At 64.1% G+C, this 25895-nt stretch carries 27 protein-coding genes; 16 read left to right on the forward strand and 11 right to left on the reverse strand.

The features are described 5' to 3' along the window. Positions 1–44: 44 nt before the first annotated feature. The 5 genes from cydD to cydX all read left to right on the forward strand — a co-directional run bounded on the left by cydD (position 45) and on the right by cydX (position 6364). Positions 45–1733, forward strand: coding sequence for a thiol reductant ABC exporter subunit CydD (gene cydD, locus V3C40_RS14545; RefSeq protein ID WP_331777801.1), 1689 nt, complete (start codon positions 45–47; stop codon positions 1731–1733). Continuing rightward, a complete protein-coding gene (locus V3C40_RS14550) occupies positions 1730–3412 on the forward strand; it encodes an amino acid ABC transporter ATP-binding/permease protein (protein ID WP_331777802.1) in 1683 nt (560 codons plus the stop codon). The genes cydD and V3C40_RS14550 overlap by 4 nt, the downstream gene beginning before the upstream one ends. Before the next feature lie 67 nt (positions 3413–3479). After that, positions 3480–5057, forward strand: coding sequence for a cytochrome ubiquinol oxidase subunit I (locus V3C40_RS14555; protein ID WP_331777803.1), 1578 nt, complete (start codon positions 3480–3482; stop codon positions 5055–5057). A 13-nt stretch (positions 5058–5070) separates the two neighbouring features. Further along, positions 5071–6225 (forward strand): cytochrome d ubiquinol oxidase subunit II, encoded by a 1155-nt coding sequence (gene cydB / locus V3C40_RS14560; protein WP_331777804.1) that lies wholly within the window; start codon positions 5071–5073, stop codon positions 6223–6225. A gap of 22 nt (positions 6226–6247) precedes the next feature. Then, positions 6248–6364, forward strand: a complete 117-nt coding sequence (gene cydX / locus V3C40_RS14565) for a cytochrome bd-I oxidase subunit CydX (RefSeq protein WP_034757467.1) — start codon at positions 6248–6250, stop codon at positions 6362–6364. Between the two features lie 67 nt (positions 6365–6431). Here the strand turns inward: cydX and V3C40_RS14570 are convergent, their stop codons facing one another. Next, on the reverse strand, positions 6432–6656 hold the full coding sequence (locus tag V3C40_RS14570) for a hypothetical protein (protein ID WP_331777805.1): 225 nt from the start codon (positions 6654–6656) through the stop codon (positions 6432–6434). Between the two features lie 276 nt (positions 6657–6932). Then, a complete protein-coding gene (locus V3C40_RS14575; RefSeq protein WP_070304418.1) occupies positions 6933–7121 on the reverse strand; it encodes a hypothetical protein in 189 nt (62 codons plus the stop codon). 164 nt (positions 7122–7285) lie between these two features. Here V3C40_RS14575 and V3C40_RS14580 point away from each other — a divergent pair, with 164 nt between their 5' ends. Continuing rightward, entirely contained in the window at positions 7286–8005 is a 720-nt protein-coding gene (locus tag V3C40_RS14580; RefSeq protein ID WP_072454626.1) for a hypothetical protein, read from the forward strand. Positions 8006–8065: 60 nt separating this feature from the next. Here V3C40_RS14580 and V3C40_RS14585 read toward each other — a convergent pair whose 3' ends face one another. From V3C40_RS14585 to V3C40_RS14595, 3 genes are all read right to left on the reverse strand, one after another. Next, positions 8066–8452, reverse strand: coding sequence for a hypothetical protein (locus tag V3C40_RS14585; RefSeq protein ID WP_331777806.1), 387 nt, complete (start codon positions 8450–8452; stop codon positions 8066–8068). Between the two features lie 123 nt (positions 8453–8575). Continuing rightward, positions 8576–8950, reverse strand: coding sequence for a DUF1294 domain-containing protein (locus V3C40_RS14590; RefSeq protein ID WP_034757483.1), 375 nt, complete (start codon positions 8948–8950; stop codon positions 8576–8578). Positions 8951–9009: 59 nt separating this feature from the next. Further along, positions 9010–9576: a methylated-DNA--[protein]-cysteine S-methyltransferase gene (locus tag V3C40_RS14595; protein ID WP_331777807.1), complete on the reverse strand. Its 567-nt coding sequence runs from the start codon at positions 9574–9576 to the stop codon at positions 9010–9012. Positions 9577–9669: 93 nt separating this feature from the next. On the opposite strand from V3C40_RS14595, the gene V3C40_RS14600 reads away from it, so the two are divergent. Further along, complete coding sequence (locus tag V3C40_RS14600) at positions 9670–10419, forward strand: nucleotidyltransferase domain-containing protein (RefSeq protein ID WP_331777808.1); 750 nt, start codon at positions 9670–9672, stop codon at positions 10417–10419. Here V3C40_RS14600 and V3C40_RS14605 read toward each other — a convergent pair. Further along, positions 10416–12644 (reverse strand): TonB-dependent siderophore receptor, encoded by a 2229-nt coding sequence (locus tag V3C40_RS14605; RefSeq protein WP_331777809.1) that lies wholly within the window; start codon positions 12642–12644, stop codon positions 10416–10418. The genes V3C40_RS14600 and V3C40_RS14605 overlap by 4 nt on opposite strands. Positions 12645–12967: 323 nt before the next feature. Here V3C40_RS14605 and V3C40_RS14610 point away from each other — a divergent pair, with 323 nt between their 5' ends. Beyond that, entirely contained in the window at positions 12968–13807 is an 840-nt protein-coding gene (locus tag V3C40_RS14610) for a hypothetical protein (protein WP_331777810.1), read from the forward strand. A gap of 3 nt (positions 13808–13810) precedes the next feature. Here the strand turns inward: V3C40_RS14610 and V3C40_RS14615 are convergent, their stop codons facing one another. The 4 genes from V3C40_RS14615 to V3C40_RS14630 all read right to left on the reverse strand — a co-directional run bounded on the left by V3C40_RS14615 (position 13811) and on the right by V3C40_RS14630 (position 17625). Beyond that, positions 13811–14209, reverse strand: a complete 399-nt coding sequence (locus V3C40_RS14615) for a bacteriohemerythrin (protein ID WP_070304367.1) — start codon at positions 14207–14209, stop codon at positions 13811–13813. Between the two features lie 298 nt (positions 14210–14507). Continuing rightward, a complete protein-coding gene (locus tag V3C40_RS14620) occupies positions 14508–14663 on the reverse strand; it encodes a hypothetical protein (RefSeq protein ID WP_161781522.1) in 156 nt (51 codons plus the stop codon). Positions 14664–14814: 151 nt separating this feature from the next. Beyond that, positions 14815–15000, reverse strand: coding sequence for a hypothetical protein (locus V3C40_RS14625; RefSeq protein WP_099402374.1), 186 nt, complete (start codon positions 14998–15000; stop codon positions 14815–14817). Between the two features lie 111 nt (positions 15001–15111). Then, the gene (locus V3C40_RS14630) at positions 15112–17625 is read right to left on the reverse strand and encodes a sulfite reductase flavoprotein subunit alpha (protein ID WP_331777811.1); all 2514 of its coding nucleotides are present in this window, start codon (positions 17623–17625) and stop codon (positions 15112–15114) included. A 195-nt stretch (positions 17626–17820) separates the two neighbouring features. Here V3C40_RS14630 and V3C40_RS14635 point away from each other — a divergent pair, with 195 nt between their 5' ends. The 3 genes from V3C40_RS14635 to V3C40_RS14645 all read left to right on the forward strand — a co-directional run bounded on the left by V3C40_RS14635 (position 17821) and on the right by V3C40_RS14645 (position 21194). Next, a complete protein-coding gene (locus V3C40_RS14635) occupies positions 17821–18921 on the forward strand; it encodes a branched-chain amino acid aminotransferase (RefSeq protein WP_058050799.1) in 1101 nt (366 codons plus the stop codon). A 68-nt stretch (positions 18922–18989) separates the two neighbouring features. Next, on the forward strand, positions 18990–19706 hold the full coding sequence (locus tag V3C40_RS14640; protein WP_331777812.1) for a ribonuclease T2 family protein: 717 nt from the start codon (positions 18990–18992) through the stop codon (positions 19704–19706). 81 nt (positions 19707–19787) lie between these two features. Further along, positions 19788–21194 (forward strand): MFS transporter, encoded by a 1407-nt coding sequence (locus tag V3C40_RS14645; protein WP_331777813.1) that lies wholly within the window; start codon positions 19788–19790, stop codon positions 21192–21194. Here V3C40_RS14645 and V3C40_RS14650 read toward each other — a convergent pair whose 3' ends face one another. Continuing rightward, positions 21195–22829 carry an acyl-CoA synthetase gene (locus V3C40_RS14650; RefSeq protein ID WP_331777814.1) on the reverse strand — a complete coding sequence of 545 codons (1635 nt, stop codon included), beginning with the start codon at positions 22827–22829 and terminating at the stop codon, positions 21195–21197. A 114-nt stretch (positions 22830–22943) separates the two neighbouring features. Between V3C40_RS14650 and V3C40_RS14655 the strand changes: the two genes are divergently transcribed. From V3C40_RS14655 to V3C40_RS14675, 5 genes are all read left to right on the forward strand, one after another. Continuing rightward, positions 22944–23645 carry a Crp/Fnr family transcriptional regulator gene (locus V3C40_RS14655; protein ID WP_442907265.1) on the forward strand — a complete coding sequence of 234 codons (702 nt, stop codon included), beginning with the start codon at positions 22944–22946 and terminating at the stop codon, positions 23643–23645. Positions 23646–23707: 62 nt separating this feature from the next. Continuing rightward, complete coding sequence (locus V3C40_RS14660) at positions 23708–24301, forward strand: hypothetical protein (RefSeq protein ID WP_331777815.1); 594 nt, start codon at positions 23708–23710, stop codon at positions 24299–24301. Between the two features lie 35 nt (positions 24302–24336). After that, positions 24337–24723, forward strand: a complete 387-nt coding sequence (locus V3C40_RS14665; RefSeq protein WP_175444587.1) for a DUF2946 domain-containing protein — start codon at positions 24337–24339, stop codon at positions 24721–24723. 62 nt (positions 24724–24785) lie between these two features. Continuing rightward, positions 24786–25382: an SCO family protein gene (locus V3C40_RS14670; RefSeq protein ID WP_034757529.1), complete on the forward strand. Its 597-nt coding sequence runs from the start codon at positions 24786–24788 to the stop codon at positions 25380–25382. A 19-nt stretch (positions 25383–25401) separates the two neighbouring features. After that, entirely contained in the window at positions 25402–25872 is a 471-nt protein-coding gene (locus V3C40_RS14675) for a copper chaperone PCu(A)C (protein ID WP_331777816.1), read from the forward strand. The last annotated feature ends 23 nt before the right edge of the window (positions 25873–25895 follow it).

Below are 25895 nucleotides of genomic sequence, written 5' to 3' on the forward strand. Positions count from 1 at the left end.
TATCGAATTTACAGAAAATTCTGAAAACTCAAGAAGTATAGAAGATGCCGACCACGTCCTTGTCCTTGCCCCGCTTTATTCTTCCCCGTGCCGCCAGCCTGGCGCAAGGCGGGGCCGCCTTGCTGTGGCTGCCGCAGGCGGCCTTGCTGGCCTGGGCCGTGCAAGCCATGCAAGACGGTGCGCCCTGGCGCGCGGCCCTGTTGCCGGCCGCTGGCGTGCTGCTGCTGGGCGTGCTGCGCGCCGGCAGCGAAGCGTGGGGCGCGCGGCGCATGTATGCGGCGGCGCGCGCACACCTGTCCACCTTGCGGGAACAGGTGGCGCAAGCGCTGGCGCAGCGCTCGCCGCTGGACCTCCAGCGCGCCCAGTCGGGCCAGGCGGCCAGCGTCATCGCCGAACAGGCCGAAGCCATCGTGCCGTATCTGGTGCGCTACAAGCCCGCGCGCTGGAAAGTGATGCTCGTGCCGCTCGTGATCCTTGCCGTGGTGACGCCGTTGTCGTGGATCGCCGCCTTGATCCTGCTCATCGCCGCCCCCTTGATTCCCGTCTTCATGGCCCTCGTCGGCATGGGCGCGCAAGCGGCCAGCCGCGCGCAGATGGTGGAAATGGGCAGCATGAACGCCTTCCTGCTGGACCGCCTGCGCGGCCTGGCTACCTTGCGCGCGCTCGACGCCGTCGACGCCACGGCCGAACGGCTCGATGCCTCGTCGCAATCCGTGCGCCGGCGCACGATGGTGGTGCTGCGCATCGCCTTTTTGTCGTCGGCCGTGCTCGAGCTGTTTTCCGCGCTCGGTGTGGCCATGGTGGCGGCCTTCATCGGTTTCTCTCTGCTGGGCAGCATCAATTTCGGCACCTGGGGCCGCGAGCTGAGCCTGGGACAGGGCTTGTTCATCCTGCTGCTGGCCCCCGCGTTTTTCGAGCCGCTGCGCGAACTGGCCGCCGTCTGGCACGACAAGGCGGCCGGCGAAGCGGGCCTGGCCGGTTTGCACGACCTGGCTGCCGATGGCGTGCCTTTGCCTGGTTTTGGTGTGGAAGTGGCCGCCGTTTCCGCCGCCGCCATGGCTGTGGCGGCGGCGCCCGCCGTGGAACTCCGGCAATTGCGCTTTGCCCATCCCGGCGAAGCGCCCGTGTTCGACGGCTTTGACCTGACCGTGCGCGCTGGCGAACATGTGGCCCTGCTGGGCGCCAGCGGCGCCGGCAAGACCACCTTGCTGTCCCTGCTGGCCGGCTTGCTGCCCGCCAGCGGCGGCGACATCCGCATCGGCGGCGTGCGCCTGACCGGCAGCACGGTCAACACCTTGCGCCAGCGTATGGCCTGGATGGGCCAGCGCCCGCACGTGTTTGCCGCGTCCGTCAGCCAGAACGTGACCCTGGGCCGCGTTGGGGCGAACGCCGCGCAGGTGACGCAGGCGCTGCGCCTGGCGGACCTGGCCAAGGTGGCGCAGGCGCAGCCGGCCGTACTGCTCAGCGATGGCGGCCAGGGCTTGTCCGGTGGCGAAGCCGTGCGCCTGGCCCTGGCCCGCGTGGCCCTGCATCCGCATGCCGACTTGCTGCTGGTCGATGAACCGACTGCTCACCTGGACAGCGAAACGGCGGCGCGCGTGACGGACGCCCTGCTGGCACTGGCGAAACGCAAGACGATGATCGTCGCCACGCACGATCCGGTGCTGGCTGGCCGGCTGCAGCGCACGGTGCAGGTCGATGCGCATGCCCAAGTGCAGGAGTTGCGCGCATGAAAACTTTACTCATATCGAACCCCGTCTTGCGGCAATTGCTGCTGGCCCAGCCCCGCAAGCTGATCGGGGGCGCCTTGCTGGCGGCCCTGACGGCGGTGGCCGGCATGGCCTTGCTGGGCTTGTCCGGCTGGTTTATCACGGCCACGTCGATTGCCGGCCTGCACGCCTCGACGGCCATCGTGTTCGATGTCTTCGGCCCCTCGGCCGGCATCCGCCTGCTGGCCATCGGCCGCACGGGCTCGCGCTATGCGGAGCGGCTCGTCACGCACGACGCCACGTTCGCCGCGCTGGCCAGCATCCGCGTGCGCCTGTTCCGTGGCTGGTCGCGTCCGGAAGCGGCCAGCCGCTTGCTGCGCCAGCCTGCCAAGCTGCTGTTCCGCCTGACGGCCGATATCGACGCGCTCGAATCGCTGTACTTGCGCCTGCTCGTGCCCGCCTTCACGGCCCTGTGCGCGGCCCTGCTGGCCGGCGTGGCGCTGGGCGTCATGCAGTGGCAGCTGGGCCTGGGCCTGGCCGTGTGGCTGCTGGCCGCCGGCGGCGGCATCAGCTGGCTTGTGGCGCGCCGCGCCCGCCGTCCCGCCATCGTGCGCTCGCGCGCCATCGAAAAACTGCGTTCCGGCACCATCGACCTGGTGGCTGGCCAGACGGACCTCGTGATGGCGGGCCGCATCGACGCCCAGTGCGCGGCGCTGGGGCAGATCGACCGTTCGCTGGCGCAAGCCGATTTTGCCCTGCTGCGCCTGGAAACGGCGGCCGGCGCCGCGTATGGTGTGGCCGGCAGCGCGACTCTGGCTGGCGTGCTGCTGGCCGTGGCTGCGCTGGTGGAACAGCAAACGATGAGTTTGCCGCTGGCGGCCCTGGCCTTGCTGATCGCCCTGACGGCTGTGGAACCGTTTGCGGGACTGCGCCGCGGCGCGCTGGAAGCGGGGCGCATGCTGCTGGCCATGCGCCGCCTGGCGCCGCGCCTGGATGTTGAAGAGATCGCTGCGCCGCCTGTCGACGCCGCACCGGGCCTGCGCCTGGAACACGTCAGCGCCGCGCATGCGGGCAGCAATAATGCCATCTTGCATGACGTATCGCTGCACATCGCCGATGGCGAGCGCGTCGCCTTGATCGGCCCCAGTGGCGCGGGCAAGTCGACCTTGCTGGCCATCGCCGCGTGCGAACTGGCGCCGCTGTCGGGCAAGGTGGCCGCGCCGCGCGCCTGCCTGTTTACGCAGAAGACGGAACTATTTCAGGACAGCTTGCGCGACAACCTGCGCCTGGCCGACCCGTCCGCCAGCGATGCGCAGCTGTGGGAAGCGCTGCAATCTGCCGGCCTGGACGACGAGGTGCGTGCGTTTGCGGGCGGCCTGGACACCATGCTGGGCGAGGGCGGCCTGGGCTTGTCCGGCGGCCAGGCGCGGCGATTGGCGCTGGCGCGGCTGTTCCTGCATGAATCGACCTTGTGGCTGCTGGATGAAGCGACGGAAGCGCTCAATGCGCAGAGGGCGATTGACGTGCTGCAGCGCCTGCGCGCCCGCAGCGCAGGGCGCAGCTTGCTGATCGCAACCCACTTGCGGCGCGAAGCGGCGCTGGCGGACCGGCTGGTCAGCCTGCGCGATGGCCGTATCGTGGGCGACGCGCGGCGAGGTACGGATGCCTTCGAGACTGCTCTGGCGGGCTTGCGGGGGGACTGACGGGCAACCGGTCAGTATTAGAAAGGTAGCAAGTTTACACACAGTAGGGTAACACCAAGGAAATCATATGGACTTCGATATTGTCGCTTTATCCAGACTGCAGTTCGCGCTGACAGCTCTGTACCACTTTATATTTGTTCCGCTGACGATCGGCCTGTCAGTGCTGCTCGCCATCATGGAGACGGTCTATGTGATGACGAACCGTCCCATCTGGCGCGACATGACCAAGTTCTGGGGTGTCTTGTTCGGCATCAACTTCGCCATGGGCGTGGCGACGGGCGTCGTCATGGAATTCCAGTTCGGCATGAACTGGAGCTATTACAGCCATTATGTGGGCGACATTTTCGGCGCGCCGCTGGCCATTGAGGGCTTGATGGCTTTCTTCCTGGAAGCGACCTTCGTCGGCCTGTTCTTCTTCGGCTGGGACAAGCTGTCGAAGCGGGGCCACCTGGTCACGACCTGGCTGGTGGCCATTGGCTCGAACTTCTCGGCCCTGTGGATTCTGATCGCCAACGGCTGGATGCAAAATCCCGTCGGTGCGGCCTTCAACCCGCAGACCATGCGCATGGAAGTGACGGACTTCGGCGCCGTGCTGACGAACCCGGTAGCGCAGGCGAAATTCGTGCACACGGTGTCGGCCGGGTACACGGCAGCATCGATCTTCGTGCTCGGTATTTCCGCCTGGTATCTGGTGAAGGGGCGCCACGTGCAGCTGGCCAAGCGCTCGATGACGGTGGCCGCCTCGTTCGGCCTGGCCGCCACCTTGTCGGTGGTGGTGCTCGGCGATGAAAGCGGCTACCTGTCGTCGGAACACCAGAAGATGAAACTGGCCGCGATCGAAGCCATGTGGACGACGGAGCCGGCCCCGGCCGCCTTCACGGCCATCGGTTTTCCCGACGCGAAAGCGCGCGAGACGCATTACGCCGTGCACATCCCGATGGTGATGGGCTTGATCGGCACGCGTTCGCTGACGACGGAAATTCCCGGCATCGAGCAACTGGTCGACCGCGGCGAACTGCTGATCCAGGATGGCATCAAGGCTTATGACGCGCTGCAAACCATCCGCAGCGTGGCGCCGGGCAGCCCCGTGCCGCAGGACGCGAAGGATGTGTTCGAGTCGAAAGGCCAGTCCATGGGCTATGCCTTGCTGCTGAAACGCTATGTCGACGATCCGCGCCAGGCCACGCCCGAGCAGATCCGCAAGGCCGCGCTCGATACCGTGCCGCCCGTTGGGCCATTGTTCTGGTCCTTCCGCGTGATGGTGGGCCTGGGCATGTTCTTTATCCTGTTGACCGGCACGTTCTTTGTGCTGTCGACGCGCCGTACGCTGGACAAGCACCGCTGGCTGCTGAAGCTGGCCGTGTTCGCCATCCCGCTGCCGTGGGTAGCGATCGAGGCGGGCTGGATCGTGGCCGAAGTGGGCCGCCAGCCGTGGGTCATCGAAGGCGTGCTTCCAACGGCCGTGGCCGTCTCTAACCTGGGCGCTTCGACCTTGCTGATCACCATTGCCGGCTTTGCCGCTATATACACCGTGCTGTTGATTATCGAAATGAAGCTCATGCTCAAGGCCATCCGCAAGGGGCCGGAAGAGACGGCGCCGGCCCCCGTGGCAGCGGCCGCAGCCATTCATACTCAACGCGCCTGAGGAGGACCAGACCATGATTTTGCATGAAATGATTTCGTATGAAACCCTGCGCCTGATCTGGTGGCTGCTGATCGGCATCTTGCTGGTGGGCTTTGCCATCACGGACGGCTTCGACCTGGGCACCGGTATCTTGCTGCCGTTCGCCGGCAAGACGGACCTCGAGCGCCGCGTCATCATCAACAGCATCGGCCCCGTGTGGGAAGGCAACCAGGTATGGCTGATCCTCGGCGGCGGCGCCATCTTTGCCGCCTGGCCGCAGCTGTATGCCGTCTCGTTCTCGGGCTTTTATCTGGCCATGTTTGTCATCCTCGTGGCGCTGATCGTGCGTCCCGTGGCGTTCAAGTTCCGCAGCAAGCGCGAAGATCCGCGCTGGCGCGCCCGCTGGGATGCGGCCCTGTTCGTGGGCGGCTTCGTGCCGGCCCTGATCTGCGGCGTGGCGATCGGCAACGTGCTGCAAGGCGTGCCGTTCCGTTTTTCGCCGGACATGCACATCTTCTATGACGGCAGTTTCTTTGCGCTGCTCAACCCGTTCGCCTTGCTGTGCGGCCTCGTCTCGGTGGCCATGCTGGTGATGCACGGCGCCACCTGGCTGCAAGTGAAAACGGACGGTGCCGTGGCAGAACGCTCGCGCCGCTACGGCAGCGTGGCGGCGATCGCCACCGTCGTGTTGTATGCGCTGGCCGGCGTGGCCCTGTGGCTGTGGGTCGATGGCTACCGCGTCACCAGCGCCGTTGTCACCGATGGCCCGTCGAACCCGATGCTGAAAACGGCGCAAGTGCATGTGGGCGCCTGGTTCCTCAACTTTGCCGCCCATCCGTGGACCTGGATCGCCCCTGCGCTGGGCTTGCTTGGGCCCTTGCTGGCGTTCGCCTTGCTGCGCGCACGCCGCGAAGTGCCTGCCTTGCTGGCCAGCGCGGCCAGCATCGCCGGCATCATCCTCAGCGTGGGGGCGGCCATGTTCCCGTTTATCCTGCCATCATCGATCGACCCGCGCGCCAGCCTGACGGTGTGGGATTCCTCGTCCAGCCACATGACCCTGTTCATCATGCTGGTCGTCACGGCCGTCTTCATTCCCCTCATCGTGGCGTACACGACGTGGGTGTATAAAGTGCTGTGGGGTAAGGTTGACGGCAAAGCCATCGAAGACGAAACCGGTCACGCCTACTAAGAATTTACGAAAGGAATTAACTATGTGGTATTTCGCCTGGATACTGGGTCTGCCGCTGGCGGCGACCTTCGCCGTACTCAATGCGATGTGGTATGAAATCGCCGATGGCGACACGACGCCCGAGCAGTACCGCGACTAGTTCAACTGGCCGCAGTACGGACTGAACAGCCCCGCCCGGCGCAATGCCCGGCGGGGCTTTTTGCTTGCTACAGCAAGATGAATTCGCCACGGATGCGCAGTTTCATGCCGCGCGGCGCGTCGGCACCCGCCGCCACGGCCCAGGCGGTAATCCAGCGTGCACAGCGTTCGCGCGCCGCCGCATCGGCCAGCGCCTCGTTCAGCCGCCGTAGGCGCGCATCGGCCCGGTCGATGCGCTGGGCCGGGTACAGGCGCTGGTCCATGGGATCCGTCTTTTTGCTGTAATGCTGCATGGCTTTCCCTTTCCGCGTGGTAACAAATCAGGTGGTGGCATAGCCATCTACGCACGGGAGCGTCATTTGGATGTGGTGCAGGCATAAAAAACCACCATGGCGGTGGCTTTGCGAGCTTGCAATGGTGGCGTCGTCGGCTTACGCGCTGCGCGCTAAGCCGACCTACTGGCGGGTGGGTTGCTGGCGGTGGAGAGGTAGGTCGGATTAGCGGGGCCGCCGAGGCGCGCAAGCGCGTAATCCGACAATATTGTTGGCCGCGACGGTGGTGTCGTCGGCTTACGACCTACCGGCAGGTGGCTTGCTCGGCGGTTTGGGTGTTGCAATGGCAATCGGGTCGCTGGCCGGAAAGCTTTCCTTCAGCGCTTCATCGAGGATTTCCTCGGCGTGGCTTTCGCTGGCCGGCGTGGGTGAATCGCGCTCCGGTGGCGGGGCGGGTGCGGTGGCGGCGTTGGTGCTCGAATGCATGATGATCTCCTCGCGGTAGTGCGCCACGCTGCCGAGGTGGCCGTGGCGCGTGCTGCTGTTTCCAGCCTAGCACATCGTGCAGGAATGGCGCGCCGGATGCGCCTGCCGAAGCGATGGCGGCGGCGTCTGCTACACTGCGCTCCACTTTTATCGATGGAACCGCCATGACCTCCCTTCCTTTGCCATACCGCGCCACCGCACTTGAGGCCTGTGCCTGGCTGGCGCAACAGACAGGCACGCCTTGGAGCCTGGCGCGCTTGCTGGAGCAGGGCGGCTTGCCGTACGTCTGGCTCGATTACAGCGAAGCGTGGGCCGAGCTGTTCCATGACGGCGTGACGCGCTACGCGGCGCCCGTCGTGTTCATCGGCGACAAAGAGCATCTGGCCTCGGGCGCCGATGATGTGTGGCTGCGTTTTACGCGCGATTCAAGCAACATCGCCATCGAACTGAAGGCGCCGGGACTGCGCGTGCCGCTGGACGGCTTGCATTTCCAGGAGCGCGATCTGCTGCGTTTGCTCAAGGAATTGCAGCACCCGCAGCTGGCCAAAGCGGAAGCGGAGAAGGCGCCCGCCGTTCTGCCCAGCGCCCTGAAGGGTCTGGGGCGCGAGCAGATTCTGATGGCCTTTGCCGGTGTGGGCAAGGTTGACCTGGAACAGGGGCTGGCCAGCGGCGTGGGTATCTTTGGCGATGATGGCGCGCGCGTGCGCAAGAATTCGCGCGGCGGCAAGAATAGCCACCTGTGGCATCCGGTGACCTTGGCGTTCGGATTGCACGACGTGCACCGCGTACCGATGGCACATCTGAAAAAGGCGTTCGCCACGCAACCGTTGCTGCGCGAGTGGAAGGCGGACTGGCTGGAATCGCTGCGCCTGCTGGGCGAATAACTAGACGAAGCTAGCCTGCCGCGCCGGCGTCTTGTTAAGCGGCATATGCCTTCCGGCCGTTTATTGGCTTTCCTCGATCCTGCCGCCGCACTGCGTATAGCATGCTCTGTAATCGGAGTCGCATTGCCATGTCGATGCGCTGGATGAACAATATTGGCGTTTCTTCGCGCATAGTTCGCGGTCCGCATCTGTTTTCGCTACGGCCAAGCAGATGGAAACGGTACTGGTGTTGCGCATTTCGCAAGCCTGTGCCTGGCTCGCCGCAATCTGCTCTTTGCCGGCAATGCATATTTGCTGATTGGTCCCGCAGCTCGTCACGCATTGACGGCCCGCATCCGAATCCGGAGGAATATAGCGATAGCTTGTGCAGCTGGCCAAGGTGATTGCGAAACAAATCGCAACAGCAAGGCGGAACAAGTAGAAATTGTGGATTTGCAAAGTGCGCATGGTCGAAAAGTGCTTTCCCGTGTCGATGAATTAGGTTGATTGCCCGATATATTGATATTCTGACAGGCGAGCTTTTCACCTACAACGCGCCGCAATAACTGTTACATTTTCGCGTTGATAGATTTACAGCTCGATGGGTGCCACTTCGGTGCCGATATCGGGCGCAGCGTAATGCATGCTGAAATACACGAAAGCGCCGATATTGATGGCGACCGTGATCCAGAACAGCACGCGGAATGAGCGCTTGCTGGACTTGTGGCGCAGCCATTGCTGGGCCAGTACAGCGCCGGGCCAGCCGCACAACAATCCCAGCAGCAGCAAGGTGCGTTCCGACGTGCGCCAGCGGCCTTCCTTGGCGGCCGACTTGTCGATCGCATAGGCAACAAAGCAGCTCAGGCTCAGCACGCCATACACGAGAGCGATCAAGACGGGGATGTGGAAAAAGAACGTGGCCAGCAAATACAGAACGACAAAGAACAGGATGACAAGATAGGACATAGGATGTGTTGGCTTGAGCGGAGGGCGTGAGTATCCCACAAGGGAAGCGATGCCGCAGCCTAAAACAGACAGCCTTGCGCCGTATCTATTTGAACAGCGCGGCGCCGGGCATGGCCCGTCTTCAGCGCTTCGCGGTCGCTGGACAGGGTGATGCCTTCCAGCGCCAACAAGGATTCCTTGGCATGCAAGCCGCCCGCAAAGCCCGTCAACTCGCCCGTGGCGCCGATGACACGGTGGCAGGGGGCGATGATGGAAATGGGATTCTTGCCATTGGCTGCACCCACGGCGCGTACGGCGGCGGGGCGGCCGATCTGGCGCGCGATCTCGCCATAGCTGCGCGTCTGGCCGTACGGTATCGTCAGCAGCGCGCGCCACACTTCCTGCTGGAATGGCGTGCCGGCAAAGTCGAGAGGCACGTCGAATTGCTGGCGCGTGCCGGCGAAATATTCAGCCAGCTGGCGCGCCGTTTCCTGCAGCACGACGCAACCGTCATCGACGCGCATGGCGCCCAGACGCACGCGGTTCGGCTTGTCGTTTTCCCACAGGATGGCGGTCAGGGCTTCCCCGCGCGCCACCAGGGTCAGCTCGCCCACGGGCGAGGGCACCACGATGCAGTCGTATTCCATGTTTGTTCCTCGGTCAGATGGTGCCAGTGTAGCAGGATGGCGGCATGCCGCATATTGCGTGTAGGATGGCGTTTTCGGCATGGAGCACAGGCTTTGACGACGATCCCCACTTATGACGATATCCGCGCCCTTGCCCTGCGGTTGGTGCACGAACGCTATCCCTCGGCCGTGGCGGCCATCATCGGCGGCTCGTTCGCCACGGGCCGGCAAACGGCCACTTCCGATATCGACCTGCTGCTGCTGTTCGACCACGTCGACTGCGCCTGGCGCGACACCCTCGTCGCCGAAGGGCGCACGGTGGAACTGTTCGGGCACGACATGTCCACGTTCACGTATTTTTGCAAGGAAATGGATGCGCCCGGCGGCAAGGTGCCGCTGGCGATGATGGTGGTCGAAGGGAAAAACATTGTCGCTGCCGGCGATGCCTACGCCCGGCTGCATGCGCTGGCGCACGCCATCGAGACGGCCGGACCGCCCGTGCTCGACGTGGAAAACCTGCAGCGCCGCCGCTATGCCATCACCACCGCGCTGGAAGACCTGGTCGACAGCACGCACCCGGGCGAGGCGCTGGCTGTCGCTTGCCAGCTGTACGAAGCACTGGCCGACCTGCACTTGCGCGCGGCCGGCGAATGGAGCGGCGGCGGCAAGCATCTGTTCCGGCGCCTGCAGACATTTGACGCCGCCATCGCCGCGCAGCTCGACGGTGCGCTGCGCCTGGTTGCCAGCAACTTGCCGGCCGGCCAGCGCGCCTTCGAGCAAGTCGCCGCCGCCGTGCTGGCGCCCGTGGGCGGTTCCTTGCTGGAAGGATTTACCCTGCCGGCGCCCGCGCACTGGCGTGTTTAAAACGCCGTGCGCACGGAGAGACTGATGTTGCGCGGTTCGCCCCAGAACACGCCGTCAAAGAAGCCCACGTTGCGGTAGTACTTTTTGTCGAGCAAGTTATTCACGTTCAGTTGCACGCTGGCGTGGAGGTTGAGCGCGTAGCTGGCCATGGCGTTGACCAGCGCATAGCCCGCTTGCGGGATATTTGTGATCGCGTTCGATGGCGGGCGGCCATACCACGATTCGCTGTAGGTGGCGCTCTGTGCCGTCATGCTGGCGCCCGCTCTCAAGCCGGCCAGCTTGCCGTCGAAACGGTAGCTGGTGGCCAGGCGCAGCAAATGGCGCGGCTGCGTGGTGGCGGCGCGGCGGCCATCGGCCTCGGCCGCGTGCAGATAGGTATAGCCGCCGCTCGCTTCCCAGGCGGGCGTGATCTGGCCGGCAACGTCGAACTCGACGCCCTTCGCCGTCACGCCCTTGCCGTTGGCCACCATGGCCTGGCCGCCGTCTGGCAGCAAGAAGCCGGGCGGCACCGTGCGGTCGAGTTCCGCCAGGTTCTTTTTCTTCGTGTGGAACAGGGCGGCCGATGCGTTCAGCTTGCCTTCATAGAATTCCCCCTTGATGCCCAGCTCGGCATTGTCGCCTGTTTCCGGCGGCAAAAACTTGTCGTTGCGGTCCTTGCTCGATTGCGGGTTGAACAGCTGCGTGAAGCTGGCATAGGCCGAATATTGTTTGTTGATGTCGAACACGGCGCCCACATAGGGCGTCACTTCATTGCGCGTCTCGGAAAAGTCGCTATTGTCCGTGTGCAGGCCCCGTGTATCGTAGTTGCGCGTATCCGTGCGGTAAGTGCTCGTGCGCGCGCCGATGATGACGTGCAGTGGATCGGCCAGGCTCAAACGCGTGGCGACATAGCCGCCCGCGAGGCGCGTAATGGTTTCCGAGTGCGAACCGTCCGGATGGAAGACGGGGCGGGGAATGTTGCCCGTCCAGCTGCGGTAATCGGGAACGAAGGCCGGGTAATCGATGTCCGCCTCGCCACCGAGCGAACGGGCGCGCTGGTTGCCGCCGTTCCAGCCGACGATGGCCGTGTGCTTGCGTCCCAGCAAGGTGAACGGGCCGCTGGCGTACAGGTCGAAGTTGTCGTTGGTGGTCTTGCCCGGACCATAGGCGCCCGTCCACAGGAGCATGCCTGCGCCCGTGGTCGGGTCTGGATGGCCGCCACCCGCATAGGCGACGGTGGTGCGGTTCGTGCTTTCCGTGCGCGCGTAGCCCAGATGCATATTCCAGTTGCCGGGCAGACGCTGGTCCAGCGACGTGAACAGCGTGTGCTGCTTGTTGGCCCAGGTGCTCCATGGCGTCGTGAAACTGGTGTTGCGCGGCAAGTTCGCCAGGCTGCCATCCGCATTCCAGTAAGGCACGGCACCCCAGGTGGCGCCCGTGGGCTTGTTGTCCTGGAAGTCGACGCCGGCCGTCAGCAAGGTGCCGGGGCGCAAGTCCGCCTCGACGATGACCATGCCGACCGTCTTGTGTTCGTGATACATGTCCAGGTAGGAATCGCGTTTTTGCCAGGCCAGGGCCGTGCGCGCCCGCACGCTGCCCTCCGCGTTCAGCGGCGTGGACAGGTCGGCTTCGAAGCGCTGGTCGTCCCAGCGGCCCATGATGAGGCCGGCGCTGACCTGGAATTCCTTCGTGGGCCGCTTGCGTATCATGTTGATGGTGGCCGACGGATCGCCCGTGCCGCCCATCAAGCCGGTGGCGCCGCGCACGACTTCGATACGGTCATACAGGATCGTGTCTTGCAGCGGCGCATTGCCGCCGCGCGCCATGCCGTCGATCTGGAGATTGTTGATGCCGAAGCCGCGCGCATAAAACCGCGTGCGCTCCGTGTCGTTCTGGCCCACCTGGATGCCCGTCGTCTGCGCCAGCGCCTGGTCCAGCCGCACGGCGCCCAGGTCGTCGAGCAACTGGCGCGTGATGACGCTGACCGATTGCGGCGTTTCGCGCAAAGTCAGCTCCATGCGCGTGGCGCTGCGCGCTTCGCCGGCCGTGTACGACTGCGTGCCTTCCGTCGTCGCCGTCGACTGGCCCAGCACGGTGACGGCCGGCATGGTGACGTCGGCCGCGTCGGCGGCCTGTGCGGGCAAAACCACGCCGGCGGCAAGGCTCAGCAAGCTGATGTGTAACAGACGGGGGAGGCGGCGCAAGGCGGGCTGGCGCGAAGAAGAGGAGACTGTCGTTGATTGCATCATTTTCCTGGAATATTTTTAGTCGTGAGTGTTCCTATCTCGTCTGGCGAGGTGCGCAGTAGCTGGGGGGATGGCGTGACGCTGGCCCGTGGTCTGGCTTGGATAGCAGTTCCACCGCAAGGCCCGGCGCTGACGGGCAGTGGAAAGGAAGGGCGCGCGATTCCCTTCAATTTCGTGAATAGGAATCATTATCAATATAGGTGGTATTTGCCAAATAATCAAGCGTGCGCACCAAAACTGTGCAGAAGCCCATGGCGGCGTAAGGTCTGGCCTTCTGCGATAATGCAGGCGCTGACAAATATTTTCCTCATTGAAAGAAATGCATGCGTACATGGATCGCTTGTGCCGGATGGTTGTGTGTCGTGTCGCTGGGCCAGGCCCAGGAACTCGCGCCGCCGCCGGCAGTTCCCGCGCCGCTGCAGAGCGCCAGCGTGCCGCCCGCCACCGATACCATGCCAGCACCTCTTGCGCCGGTCACGCCCGCCGCGCCAGCGGAAGAGGCGCTGCCACCGCAAACTGTGACGATCACGGCCAGCAGCGACGCCAAGGCGCCGCGCGTGCGCTTCACGGCTTACCGCGAAAGTTATCTGACGGCCAGGAAAGTGTGGCAAGTGTCGAGCGGCAGCGTGGTCATGGCCCTGCGCCTGATTCCTGCCAAGCTGAGCGCCACCATCGACGACGTGCGCGTAGCCTTGCAAGGCAATGGCGCGCCCATGCCGATCAAGGTGTCGGACGGCGGCGTGTTTGTCGTGCCGCTCAACGATGACATCGCCGCGCAAGATGGCACTTTCCTGGTGAACAAGGGCAGGGGAGAACTGACGGCGAATATCGTGCTTCAGCCCGCCGTGGCGCGCGATGCGTGGAACGTCACGCGTGTGGGGCAAGTCTTGCGCGACGCCCGGCGCGCCGTGCGGGCCATCACGCCGTGGTACAAGCGGCCGTTCGCCAGCGACGTGCAATCGCTGGCCTTTTGCGCGGCCGAGCGGGGCAGTGCCTTGCAGTTGATGGATGGCGAGCAATTGATCGCCACCTTGCCCATGAACGAGCAGGCCGTCAACGACATCAACCAGCCCGTGTTTTGCAAGATTTTCGATGGCGAAGACAAATACCCGGGACACTACCGCGTGGTCATGCCCGAGCAGGCGACGGTGCTGCTGCTGTAGAGGCTAGTTGGGCTGGCGCTGCACCAGTTCCAGCGCCGCCGCCAGGGCCAGGTCCATGGTGGCCTGGTGGAAGATCAGCCATTGCGGCAACAGCGACAGCGCATGGCGTCCCTGTTCCAGGTCGCCTTCATCGACGGCGGCCCATGCATGGTGCAAGCCGCTGAGCACGCGCGCATGCTGTTCGCGGTGGTTGGCCAGCGAGGGAAAGGCGATTTGTTCCATCAAATCCTCTTCCTCGCGGAAATCGCGTTCGACGGCCGCAATCAGTTCGCGAAACGCCACGCTGAAATGCTGGTCGCCCAATTGCTGCAGCCGCGCCAGCTCCTGAAACAGCGCCTCATGCGCCTCGTCGATGACGGGAACACCCAGCGCCATCTCATCCTTCCAATGCGATTTACCCATGCCGATGCTCCCGGTTAAGTCCGTCGCGGTGCGAAGCGGACTGTTCCAGTGTGGGCGCAGCGAAGAGGGAAATCCATGACCTGGATCAAAAGTATGGTGAAGAGGGGGCGAGGAAAACAAAGCAAAAACAAATGGATGTAGGAACCAATTTCCCCTCCGTAATAAAGCGGTTTCAGCGATGCGCCGCGTTACCGAGCGCCGCTGAAAAACGCCGCTGGCAAGGCGCCGTGCCGAAGGCAGTACGAATGTACGACGAGGCACGGCAACGCGGTCAGCGGTGTTTTCTCAGCCACGCGTCTTATTGCCGAGGCCAATGGCTCCACATGGCATGCGCATCGACATTGGGCACCTGCAACTGCTGCCCGGCGGATAGCTGCATCGTATCCCTCAGCACGAGGGGCGCAAGCATCAGGGCCGACAGGGCAAGGCAGGCCAGCACTTTGAGCGTCAACATGGTCGTCTCCCGGTGTCCCGGCGGCGGCGCGGGGATGCGGCGCCTGCCGGTCACTTCCATATGTACTACCATGCTTGCAGTTTAGTTCACCTGGTCGTAACTTCAACTTATTGCTGTGATGCACTGCACCAGTTCGCCTGCTGCCAGGGGCCTATTTGGCCTTGCGGCTGCGCCGTGGCTTGCCTGTGGGCGGCAGGAAGGAATCGAACCACACTTGCGTCAACTGCCGCGTATTTTTCGCCGCCTCGCGCTTGACGGCGGCCGTGGCGTGGCCGCGCGCCGTGTTGGCGATGCGGTTGGCGGCGCTCAGGTACATGCTCATCCAGGGATTTTTCATGGCTAGCCTCGCAGGCAGTGGGTGGGAATGCCTCCACTCTAGTCCGATGGCTGGTGCTGACTGTGCGCCTGCCCACATAGCCGGGCCGTGCTGGCGATGGGCTGAGGCAGATCAATACACGTCGCGGCGGTAGCGTCCGGCCGCCAGCAGGGCGTCGAGGCCCTCCTGGCCCAGCACTTCTTGCAGTACAGCATCGATTCCTGCCGCCATGCCTTGCAGGCTGCCGCATACGTAGACGATGGCGCCTTGCGCCAGCCACTCGCGCAGTTCATTCGCGTTGGCGCGCAGGCGGTCTTGCACGTATTCCCGGGTTTCGCCATCGCGCGAAAAGACCTTGTCCAGGCGCGCCAGGTGGCCAGCGTCTAGCCAGCCTTGCAACTCTTCGCCGCAGACGCTGTCAAAAGCTTGCTGGCGCTCGCCGAACAGCAGCCAGTTGCGGGCCAGCCCCGTCCGCTGGCGCGCGCGCAGGTGGGCACGCAGGCCGGCCAGGCCGGAACCGTTGCCGATATAAATACAGGGCACGTCGACCAGGGCGGGCGCGAAGGCGGGGTTGGTTTGCAGGCGCAGGCGGATGGGGCTGCCCAGCGGGGCGAAGCGCGTGAGCCAGCCGGAACAGACGCCAAATCCCTGGTTGTCCTTGCCCGCATGGCGTTCCTGGCGCACCAGCAACTGCAGTTCACCATCGGATGGCAGCGAAGCGAGCGAATAGCTGCGGGGCGCGTGGTGAGCATTATCGGCATCGCCATCGCTGCCATCCGCGTTGCAGGCGATGATTTCGGCCAGCGCGCCCGCTTCCCAGGTGGCGCCGGCCGGGCCCGTCAAGGTGATTTCATGCAATTCGCCGCCCAGGCTGCCAGGGTTGAGCAGCACGCGGCGCGCCAGGCGCCACTCGGCATACGACGCTTCTTCCTGCACGCCGATGGCATCGATGGCGCTGCCGCTGCAGCGTGCCAGCGCTTTGGACCAGCCGACCAGGGCAGCGGGGTCGTGCTTGTCCACTTCGATCAGCGGGAACAAGGGCGTGGCGCCCAGCGCTTGCAATTGCTGCGCCAGCGCATGGCCGAAGCCGCAGAAGGCGCTGTAATGGCGGTCCCCCAGCGCCAACATGCCGAATTCCAGACCCGCCAGCGGCGTGCCCGATGTTGCGTGCAGCAGGCGCGCGAAGCGGCGCGTGCCGTCCGGCGCCTCGCCTTCGCCAAAGGTGCTGGCGACGATCAGGGCCCGCTCGTACTGGCGCAATTGGGCGGGATCGAACCGGTCCAGCGACTGCACGTCGACGGCCACGCCCGCCTGCTGCAGGGCGCGCGCGCTTTCCAGGGCCAGGCGCTCGGCCTGTCCCGACTGGCTGGCATAGGCGACGAGGGTGGGCAAGCCGGTATTTTGCTTGTCCGCTGCGCCGGCGCCCAGCATGGCGCGCTGCGCCTGGACAGCTCGCTTTGCCTTGCGGCGGCCCAGGTACAGCATCCAGCCCGTGATGGCGAACAAGGGCAGGCCCAGGCTGGCCAAGGTAACGATGATGCGGCCCGGCAAGCCGAAATACGTGCCCATGTGCAGCGGATAAATAATGTTGACGAGGCGTGCACCGAGCGCTTGCTGGCTGTACGGCTCGTTTTCCGTGATGCTGCCGTCGGCCGGCAGGATGCTCATGCGGCTGCGCGCCCGTTCGTGCGGCGCATCGCTCGCCAGCCACGTGAATTGCACGGCTTCGCCGGCGCGCGTGGGCAGGCGCACGCTGGCCAGGGTCCAGCCGGCGGCGTGCTGCTGGAAGCTGGTCCAGGCCAGGCTGATGTCGGCGGCGGGCGCCTTCTCCTTGCCGCCGCCTTTTTTCGCGGGTGCCTGTGCCATCCTTGGCGGCTTGCCGGCCCAGGCGTCGATATTGTCGCGCACCACGTCATAGCTCCAGTAAATGCCCGTCAAGGTCAGCGCCACGTAGACGATCAGGCACCAAGTGCCGGCCACGGCGTGCAGATTCCACAAAAAGGAGCGGCCCTTCAGGGCGGGATCGAAGGTCAGCCACGTGCGCCAGTCCAGCGGACGGCGGGGCCAGCGCAGATACAGGCCGGACAGGGCTAACCCCAGCAGGCACAGGGCCAGCGCACCCGCCACTTGCCGGCCCGGATCGCGCGGCAGCAGCAGCCAGCGGTGCAGCGATTCCGTCCACTCGAAAAATTCCGCCCCCGCCAGCGCAGGCTGGGTCGCGCCCGTGTACGGATGCACATAGATGGACTCGCCGCGCCGCTGGCCGTTCTTCGGCGCGAAGAACAACCGTGGCGCCGTGCCCGCTTGCGCATACATGGTGATCGACGCCACGCGCTGGCCGTGTTCGGCTGCGGCAATGCTACTTAACTGGGCCGGCGTCAGCGGGGCGTGGGTTTCCACGGACACATGGCGCACGCCGGGGTTCATGACATCGAGTAATTCCTCCTTGAAGGCCAGGGTGGCGCCGCTCAGGCCAATGATCACCAGCACCGTGCCGGCAGTGATGCCGATAAACCAGTGCAATTGAAACCATATCTGCTTCCAGGTCCAGTGCCAGCGCCGTTGTTGCGGGGCGGCGCTTGGCTGGCGCACTGCGGGCACGGCGTCGGTGCTGGCGCGCAACTGGGGGAGGGAGGAAGTGGTCATGGCGGCTTTCGATAGCGCCGTCATGCAGGACGTCAGGCATGGCGGGAAGAAGGAAGGCTGATATTTTAACGCAAACGAGAATCATTCGCAAATGATGGCAGCCTGTGTTCACGGGGCAGGGGCCATCCTCGTTTGCCTGATTGGTCGTCATAGGCGCTACAATAGGGATACTGTTCACTAGTTCCCATTGCTGCCATGACCACTTCCACACCGAATCTCGTCGTCACCCCGTCCGCCCACCCCTTGTCCGACGCCGAGCGCGCCGCACGCATGGTCAATCCCGCCTTTGGCCGCATCTTCACCGACCACATGGTGGTGATTCCTTACCGTGACGGCAAGTGGCAGCAGGGCGAACTGAAGGCTTACGGCCCGCTGATGCTGGACCCGTCCGCCTCGTCCCTGCACTACGGCCAGGCCATCTTCGAAGGCTACAAGGCGTTTGCCCAGCCGGACGGCAGCATCAAGACTTTCCGCCCAGAACAAAACGCCGAGCGATTCAACCGCAGCGCCGCGCGCCTGGCCATGCCGGCCATTCCTGTCGAGCTGTTCCTGGAAGCGGGCGACGCGCTCATTTCGCAAGACCGCAACTGGGTGCCGAAGAACACGGGCGAGAGCCTGTACATGCGTCCGCTGATGATCGCTACCGATCCTTACCTGGGCGTGCGTCCATCGGAAGAATACCTGTTCGTACTGTTCGCCTCGCCAGCCGGCGCCTACTTCCCGAAAGGCGTGAAACCCGTCACCGTATGGATCAGCGAAGACTTCGTGCGCGCCGCGCCGGGCGGCACCGGTGAAGCCAAGTGCGCGGGCAACTACGCAGCCAGCCTGATGGCCCAGTCGCAAGCGCAAGAGAAGGGCTGCGACCAGGTCGTGTGGCTGGACGCCGTGCACCGGGAATTCATCGAAGAAATGGGCGGCATGAATTTGTTCTTCGTCTACAAGGATGGCGAAAAGATCACCGTCGTGACGCCGGAACTGACGGGCACCTTGCTGCCAGGCATCACCCGCCGCAGCCTGCTGGAAATGGCGAAAGACCTCGGCTATGCGACGGAAGAGCGTAAATTGTCCGTCCAGCAATGGCGCGACGACATCGCCTCGGGTCGCATGACTGAAGTGTTCGCCTGCGGCACGGCCGCCGTCATCACGCCCGTGGGCGTGGCCAAGGCCAATGGCTTTGAAATGACCATCAACAACAATGAAAACGGTGCCGTTACCCTGGCACTGCGCGAAGCGTTGCTGGGTCTGCAGCATGGCACGGCCGCAGACACCCACGGCTGGATGCATAAAGTTTGCTGATGTACACGTTTGACTGATACCGCGCCGGCACCCAGTTGCCGGCGTTTTTATATCTTGAAGGAACTACGATGAAAATTTGCTCTGTCTTGCCTGCGCTGGCCGCCGTTTTCCTCAGCCTGCCTGCTGGTGCCGTCCATGCGGCTGATGCCAGCTGCGCCATTCCCCGCAACGTCAGCTATTACGATTACGACGTGAAGCCGTCGGACGAGAAAAATACGTGCTACAAGCAAAGCACGAATGTGCCCACCGATTACTTCATGCTGGCGCTGTCGTGGTCGCCAGGCTTTTGCGACAGCCAGCGCCGCCGTGGCGCCGTGTCGAAGAAGGCCGCCTTCCAGTGCGCCGAGAGCAACCAGTTCGGCTGGATCGTGCATGGCTTGTGGGCGCAGTCGAACAATCCTGCCACGTGCGAAGACATTTCCGTGACGCCGCCGCGCAAGACGGACATGCATCCGCGCTACTGCAAGGGCAATCTGCCGAAGCTGGCACCGTCCGACATCTTGCCCTATATGTGCATGCAGCCGGGCGAAGCCTTGCTGCAGGGCGAATGGGAAAAGCATGGCGCCTGCGATTTCGATACGGCGAAGGAATATTTCGAGAAGGAACGTGAACTGTTCCAGGCCTTGAAGTTGCCGGACTCCACCATGCCGAAAAACGAGCTGTTCCAGTGGATGAAGCAGCACAACCCACAGCTGAAAGGCCGCTGGCTCGGCTATGAAAAGCACTCGGGCGAGTTGCGCATCTGTTATTCGAAAGATTTCAAGGTCATCGACTGCCAGAAGTGATGGACCTTGCCTGCCCGGCAGAGTCCGGCCATCCATGCTAGTGTATTGCCCGGATCAGCAAGATGAACAGGTAGTGTATTTATGCAGACGCAGCACACGCAAGCCGTCATGGTGGGCGAGGACGGCTTGCCGCCCGGCGCCCGTTTATGGGCCATGCTGGCGCTGGCCATCGGCGTGGGCATGGCCTCGCTCGATACGGCGATTGCCAACACGGCCTTGCCGGCCATTGCCAGCGAGCTGCACACGACGCCGGCCGCCTCCGTCTGGATCGTGAACGTATACCAGCTGGCCATGGTGGCGACCTTGCTGCCGTTCTCGGCACTCGGCGAAATCGCCGGCTACCGGCGCGTGTTCATCTCCGGCATGTTTCTGTTTACCTTGGCCTCGCTCGCCTGCGCGCTGGCCTGGTCCTTGCCCTCGCTGGTGGTGGCGCGCCTGTTCCAGGGCGTCGGCGCCAGCGCCATGATGAGTGTCAACACGGCGCTGCTGCGCGCGCTGTATCCGAAACATTTACTGGGCCGCGCGTTTGGCAACAATGCGCTGGTGGTGGCCGTCGCGTTCGCCATCGGGCCCACGGCCGCGTCGCTGATCCTGGCGACGGCCTCGTGGCCGTGGCTGTTTGCCATCAATGTGCCGCTGGGCGTAGCCGGCTTTTTCCTCGCCAGCCGCATGTTGCCGGCGACAAAACTGTCTGGCCACACGCTCGATGGGCGCACGGCGCTGTACAACGTGGGCGCCTTCGGTTTGCTGATTCTGCTCTTTGGCGATGCGGCCCATCACGCGGCCCTGTCAACCTTGCTGCCGGAACTGGTGGCCGTGGTGATCTTTTTTATCTTGCTGCTGCGCCGCCAGGCGGGGCATGCGGCGCCGATGCTGCCGATCGATCTGTTCCGCCGTCCATTATTCCTGCTGTCGTCGCTGACGGCCATCTGCACGTTTGCCGCGCAGGGGCTGGCGTTTGTGTCTCTGCCATTCTATTTTGAAGTGACGCTGGGCCGTTCGCCCGTCGAGACGGGATTTTTGATGACGCCATGGGCCGTGCTGGTGGCCGTGATGGCGCCTGTCGCCGGGCGCCTGAGCGACCGTTATTCGCCGGGCGTGCTGGGCGGCATCGGCCTGGCGGCGCTGGCTGGCGGCTTGCTGACCCTGGTGTGGATACCGGCGCACCCCAGCGTCTTTGACATCGGCTGGCGCATGGCCTTGTGCGGCATCGGTTTCGGTTTTTTCCAGGCGCCCAATCTGAAAGCCATCATGGGCAGCGCGCCGCCCGAGCGGGCTGGCGGCGCCAGCGGCGTGGTGGCCACGTCGCGCCTGATCGGCCAAGCCACGGGCGCGGCGCTGGTCGCGTATTGCTTCACGGTTTCGGCCAGCCGGGGCACGACGTATGCGCTGTGCCTGGCGGCAGGGTTTGCCGCCGTGGCCAGCATCGCCAGCTTCTCGCGCCTGGTGGTGGCGCAGCCGGCGTGGCTGGCCGGCAAGCACGAGTAATCAGACGTCGATGGCCTTGTCCGACTGCATGCGCTTGCGCAGTTCGAACTTCTGGATCTTGCCCGTCGATGTGCGGGGCAGGGGGCCGAAATAAATGGCTTTCGGCACCTTGAAACCGGCCAGGTTGTTCTTGCAGAAGGCGATCAATTCCGCTTCCGTCACCGTGCCGCCTTCGCGCAATTCGACGAAGGCGCACGGCGTCTCGCCCCATTTCTCGTCCGGCTGGGCGATGACGGCGGCGGCCAGTACTTGCGGATGGTGGTACAAAGCGTCCTCCACTTCCACGCTGGAAATGTTTTCTCCGCCGGAAATGATGATGTCCTTGCTGCGGTCCTTCAGCTTGATATAGCCGTCCGGATACATGACGCCGAGGTCGCCCGTGTGGAACCAGCCGCCGGCGAACGCTTCCTGCGTCGCCTTTTCATTTTTCAGATAGCCCTTCATGCAGATATTGCCACGGAACATGATCTCACCGATCTGTTCGCCGTCGGCTGCCACGGGCTCCATGGTTTCCGGGTCGAGCACGGCGACGGCGCTTTGCAAGTGGTAGCGCACGCCCTGGCGCGATTTCAATACGGCCCGCTCTTCCTGGCTCAAGGCCGCCCACTCGTCCTGCTCGGCGCAGATGGCGGCCGGGCCATACACTTCCGTCAAGCCATACGAGTGGATCAAGTCAAAGCCCATGGCTTCGATCTTTGCCACCATGGCCGCCGGCGGTGGCGCGCCGGCCACCATGCCGCGCACGGTCCAGGCTATGCCGTCGCGCCAGTTGGCGGGCGCGTTGGCCAGGGCCGCGTGCACGATGGGCGCCGCGCAATAATGGGTGATGCGCAATTCGCGCATCAGGTCGAACACGAGCTTCGGTTCGAACTTGCGCAGGCAGACGTTCACGCCGGCACGCGCGGCCACGGTCCACGGGAAGCACCAGCCATTGCAGTGGAACATCGGCAAGGTCCACAGGTAGACGGCGTGCTTGGGCATGTCCCATTCCAGGATATTCGACAGGGCATTGAGGGCCGCGCCCCGGTGGTGGTAGACGACGCCTTTCGGGTCGCCCGTGGTGCCGGACGTGTAGTTCAGGGCGATGGCGTCCCACTCGTCCGCCGGCGGCTGCCAGTCGTACTCGGGGTTGCCGCTGGCCAGCAAGCATTCATAGTCGAGGTCGGCAAATGCTTCCACTTCAGGTCCCAGCACGTCGTTGACCTGGATCACGCGCAAGCCGGGAATCTGCGCCGCCATCTGGCGCGCCAGCTCAGCAAATTCCGTGTCGGCCAGCAAGACTTTCGCCTGGCCATGGCGCAGCATGAAGGTCAGCGAGGCCAGGTCGAGGCGGATATTCAAGGCATTGAGGACGGCGCCAGCCATGGGGACGCCAAAGCTCGCTTCCACCATGGCGGGCGTGTTCGGCAGCATCACGGCCACCGTATCGCCCGTGCCCACGCCCAGCTTGATGAGGCCGGACGCAAGGCGGCGCGTGCGCGCATACGTTTCTTGCCACGTCTGCCGCACGGCGCCATGTGCAATTGCCAGGCGATTGCCATATACTGCGGCTGCCCTGGCGATATAGTCGAGCGGGGTGAGGGCGGCGTAGTTGGCGCTGTTTTTGCCGAGGCCGGTGTTGAAATCAGCTGTCATGCTTGTCTCCTGGTAAAAGAATCTTGTAGCTCCCTGTTTCGGGATTGATACCGGTTAGCATAGCACCGGTGCTGGAAAATCACTGTCATCTTAGTGACAGGTCTGAAGGATGGAATGGATAGCAACGATAGTGTAGAACGTGCGATGCCGGAACTCGACAGTCACGACTGGTTCGCGGCCCTCGATCCCCGGCATCAGGCCCTGTTGCGCGCCGGCAGCGTGATCAAACATTACGAAGCGGGCGCCGTCATCACGCGGCGCGGCGAACCGTCCGCGCACTGGATCGGCGTGCACACGGGCTTGATCAAGCTGGCCGTCTACAACGCCGATGGGCGCGGCGCCACCTTTTCCGGCGTACCGGCCGGCGGATGGTGCGGCGAGGGCAGCGTGCTCAAGCGCGAACTGCGCCGCTACGACGTGGTGGCCGTGCGCGCGTCGAGCATCATCCTCGTGCCCGTGGACCTGTTCCATCTGCTGCTGGCCGAGAGCCTCTCCTTTAACGCCTTCGTCATCCGCCAGCTGAACGAACGCATGGGCCAGTTCATCGCCACCATCCAGAACCAGCGCCTGCTGGCCGTCGACGCGCAAGTGGCGCAAGCCATCGCGCAGCTGTTCCATCCCATGCTATATCCGCGTACCTCCAGCGTGCTTGAGCTGTCGCAGGAAGAAATCGGCTTGCTGACCGGCATTTCACGCCAGCGCGTGAACCAGGCGCTGGGCCATCTGGCCGAATTGAAACTCATCAGCATTGCCTACCAGTCGATCCGCGTCGTCGACCTCGACGGTTTGCGCCGTTATGGCGTAGCGTCGCTGTGATGACAGACTGCTTGCGCGATGTGTGGCATGCTGGCGGCTCGTTTACCATATTGACCTGACGCATGGCCCTTGTTTCCGATCATCCCTTGCATTTGCTGGGCTTGCGCTTTCCGCTCCGGCTGCGCGTCACCGTGCGCCAGGGTTTTGTGACCTTGCACAATGAAATCACGACCAAGAAACTGGCCAGCGGCGACAGTTTCGTCGTGCCCGCCTTCTTGCGCTTTGCCTGCGACGTGATGCCGGGGCGGGGCAAGCCGGCCGTGTTTACCCTGGCGCTGGAAGACGATGAGCCTGATGGCGGCCACGGCGGCGGCAAGCGCTGGAGCCAGGCGCTGGCACAGCACATCTTTGATACGCCGCAAGGCAAATGGACGGCGGCGCGCCTGGCCACCCTGTGGCAAGTGACGCCGCACAAGGCCAGGGCGCGCCTGTTTGCCGAGGGCGAGGCCTTATTGAGCCTGGTGCGGGAACAGCGCCTCGCGCACGCGCTGCACACGGCGGCGCAAGCGGGCGCCGATGGCGAAGATGGCGGGCGCGACCTGGCGCAAGTGGCGGCCGGCTCCGGTTTTGCCTCGATCCCCGCGTTCTGCGACGCCTGCGTGGATGTGGCCGGCGTGCGCCCCAGCCTGTTCCTGCGCGGCCAGGCGCCCGGATAGCCAGACTCCGTTATAATCGCGCCATGGGATACTTATTGAAGCGCAAACAGTGGCACATGTGGTTCGCCTGCCTGGCGATACTGCTCAATGCGCTGTCGCCGTCCCTGTCCTATGCGTTTGCCTCGCAGCATGCGAACGCGAACAATGCCGCCGTCGACATCTGCTCGGCCAGCGGCGCCGTCTACACGCAGGCCGACCTGGCGCCTGCCGCCACATCCACCACCGGTTCCGTGCTGCACCACATCGAGCATTGCCCGTTCTGCATCAGCCATGCGGGCAGCGTGGGCCTGCCACCGCCGTCTTCAGCGCCGTTGCCCGTCATCACGGGCCACGACGACTATCCACCCTTGTTTTACCAGGCGCCGCGAGCCCCGTTCGCGTGGCTGGCCGCCAGCCCGCGCGGTCCCCCTTCGGCTGCCTGAACCTCAAGTCACGCCTTCCACGTCTTAACTGTATCCACTACGCCCATCGGGCCGGAATTATCATGAAACGTCGTTTATTCCTTCTCGCCGGCACGGCGGGATTGCTCACGCTTGCCGCTTGCGAACCAGCGCCGAAACCCCATTACAACGGTCTCGACTTGACGGGAGGCGATTACAAGCCCGACTTCAAGTTGAGCGGCCCCGACGGCAAGGTGTACACCCTGGCCGACTTCAAGGGCAAATATGTGATGGTCTTCTTTGGCTTCACGCAATGCCCGGACGTGTGCCCGACAGCTCTGTCGCGCGCGCTGGAAATCCGCCAGAAGCTGGGGCCGGACGCCGATAAGCTGCAAGTGATCTTCATCAGCATCGACCCCGAGCGCGATACCCCCGAGTTGCTGGGCGAGTACATGCGCGCCTTCGACCCCAGCTTCCTCGGCTTGCGCACGGACCCGAAGAACACGGCGCAGACGGCCTTCAACTACAAGGTCTTCTACCGCCGCGTACCGAGCGGCAGCTCGTACACGATGGACCACACGGCCATCAGCTATGTGCTCGATACGGAAGGGCGCATGCGCCTGGGCCTGAAGCACCAGCTGACGGGCGACGAGTGCGTGCAGGACATCAAGACCCTGATGAAATCGAAATACACCTTATAACCATACCGAGGAAATAATCATGACCCATCTGAAAACCCTGCTGGCCACGACCCTGGCCGTGCTGTCCTTCTCCGCCGCTGCCCAGACTTCCGTGCAGATCACCGACCCGTGGGTGCGCGCCACCGTGCCGCAGCAAAAAGCCACGGGCGCCTTCATGCAGATCACGGCGCCGAAAGCGATGCGTTTGCTGGAAGTTCGCTCGTCCGTGGCCGGCGTGGCGGAAATCCATGAAATGAGCATGGCGGACAATATGATGCGCATGCGCCAGGTCAAGGAAATCGCCTTGCCAGCCGGCAAGGCCGTCGAACTGAAGCCGGGCGGCTACCACGTCATGCTGCTGGACCTGAAAGGACAAGTGAAGGCGGGCGACAAGATTCCGCTGACCCTCGTCGTCGAAGGCGAGGACAAGCGCCGTGAAACCATCGAAGTCCATGCCGTGGCCCGTCCGCTGGGCGCCACCTCGGCCCCGATGCCGGCGATGAAGCACTGATCGCCATCATTCTGGCCAGAAGC

Source organism: Janthinobacterium sp. LS2A (assembly GCF_036543145.1).
GTDB lineage: Bacteria > Pseudomonadota > Gammaproteobacteria > Burkholderiales > Burkholderiaceae_D > Janthinobacterium > Janthinobacterium aestuarii.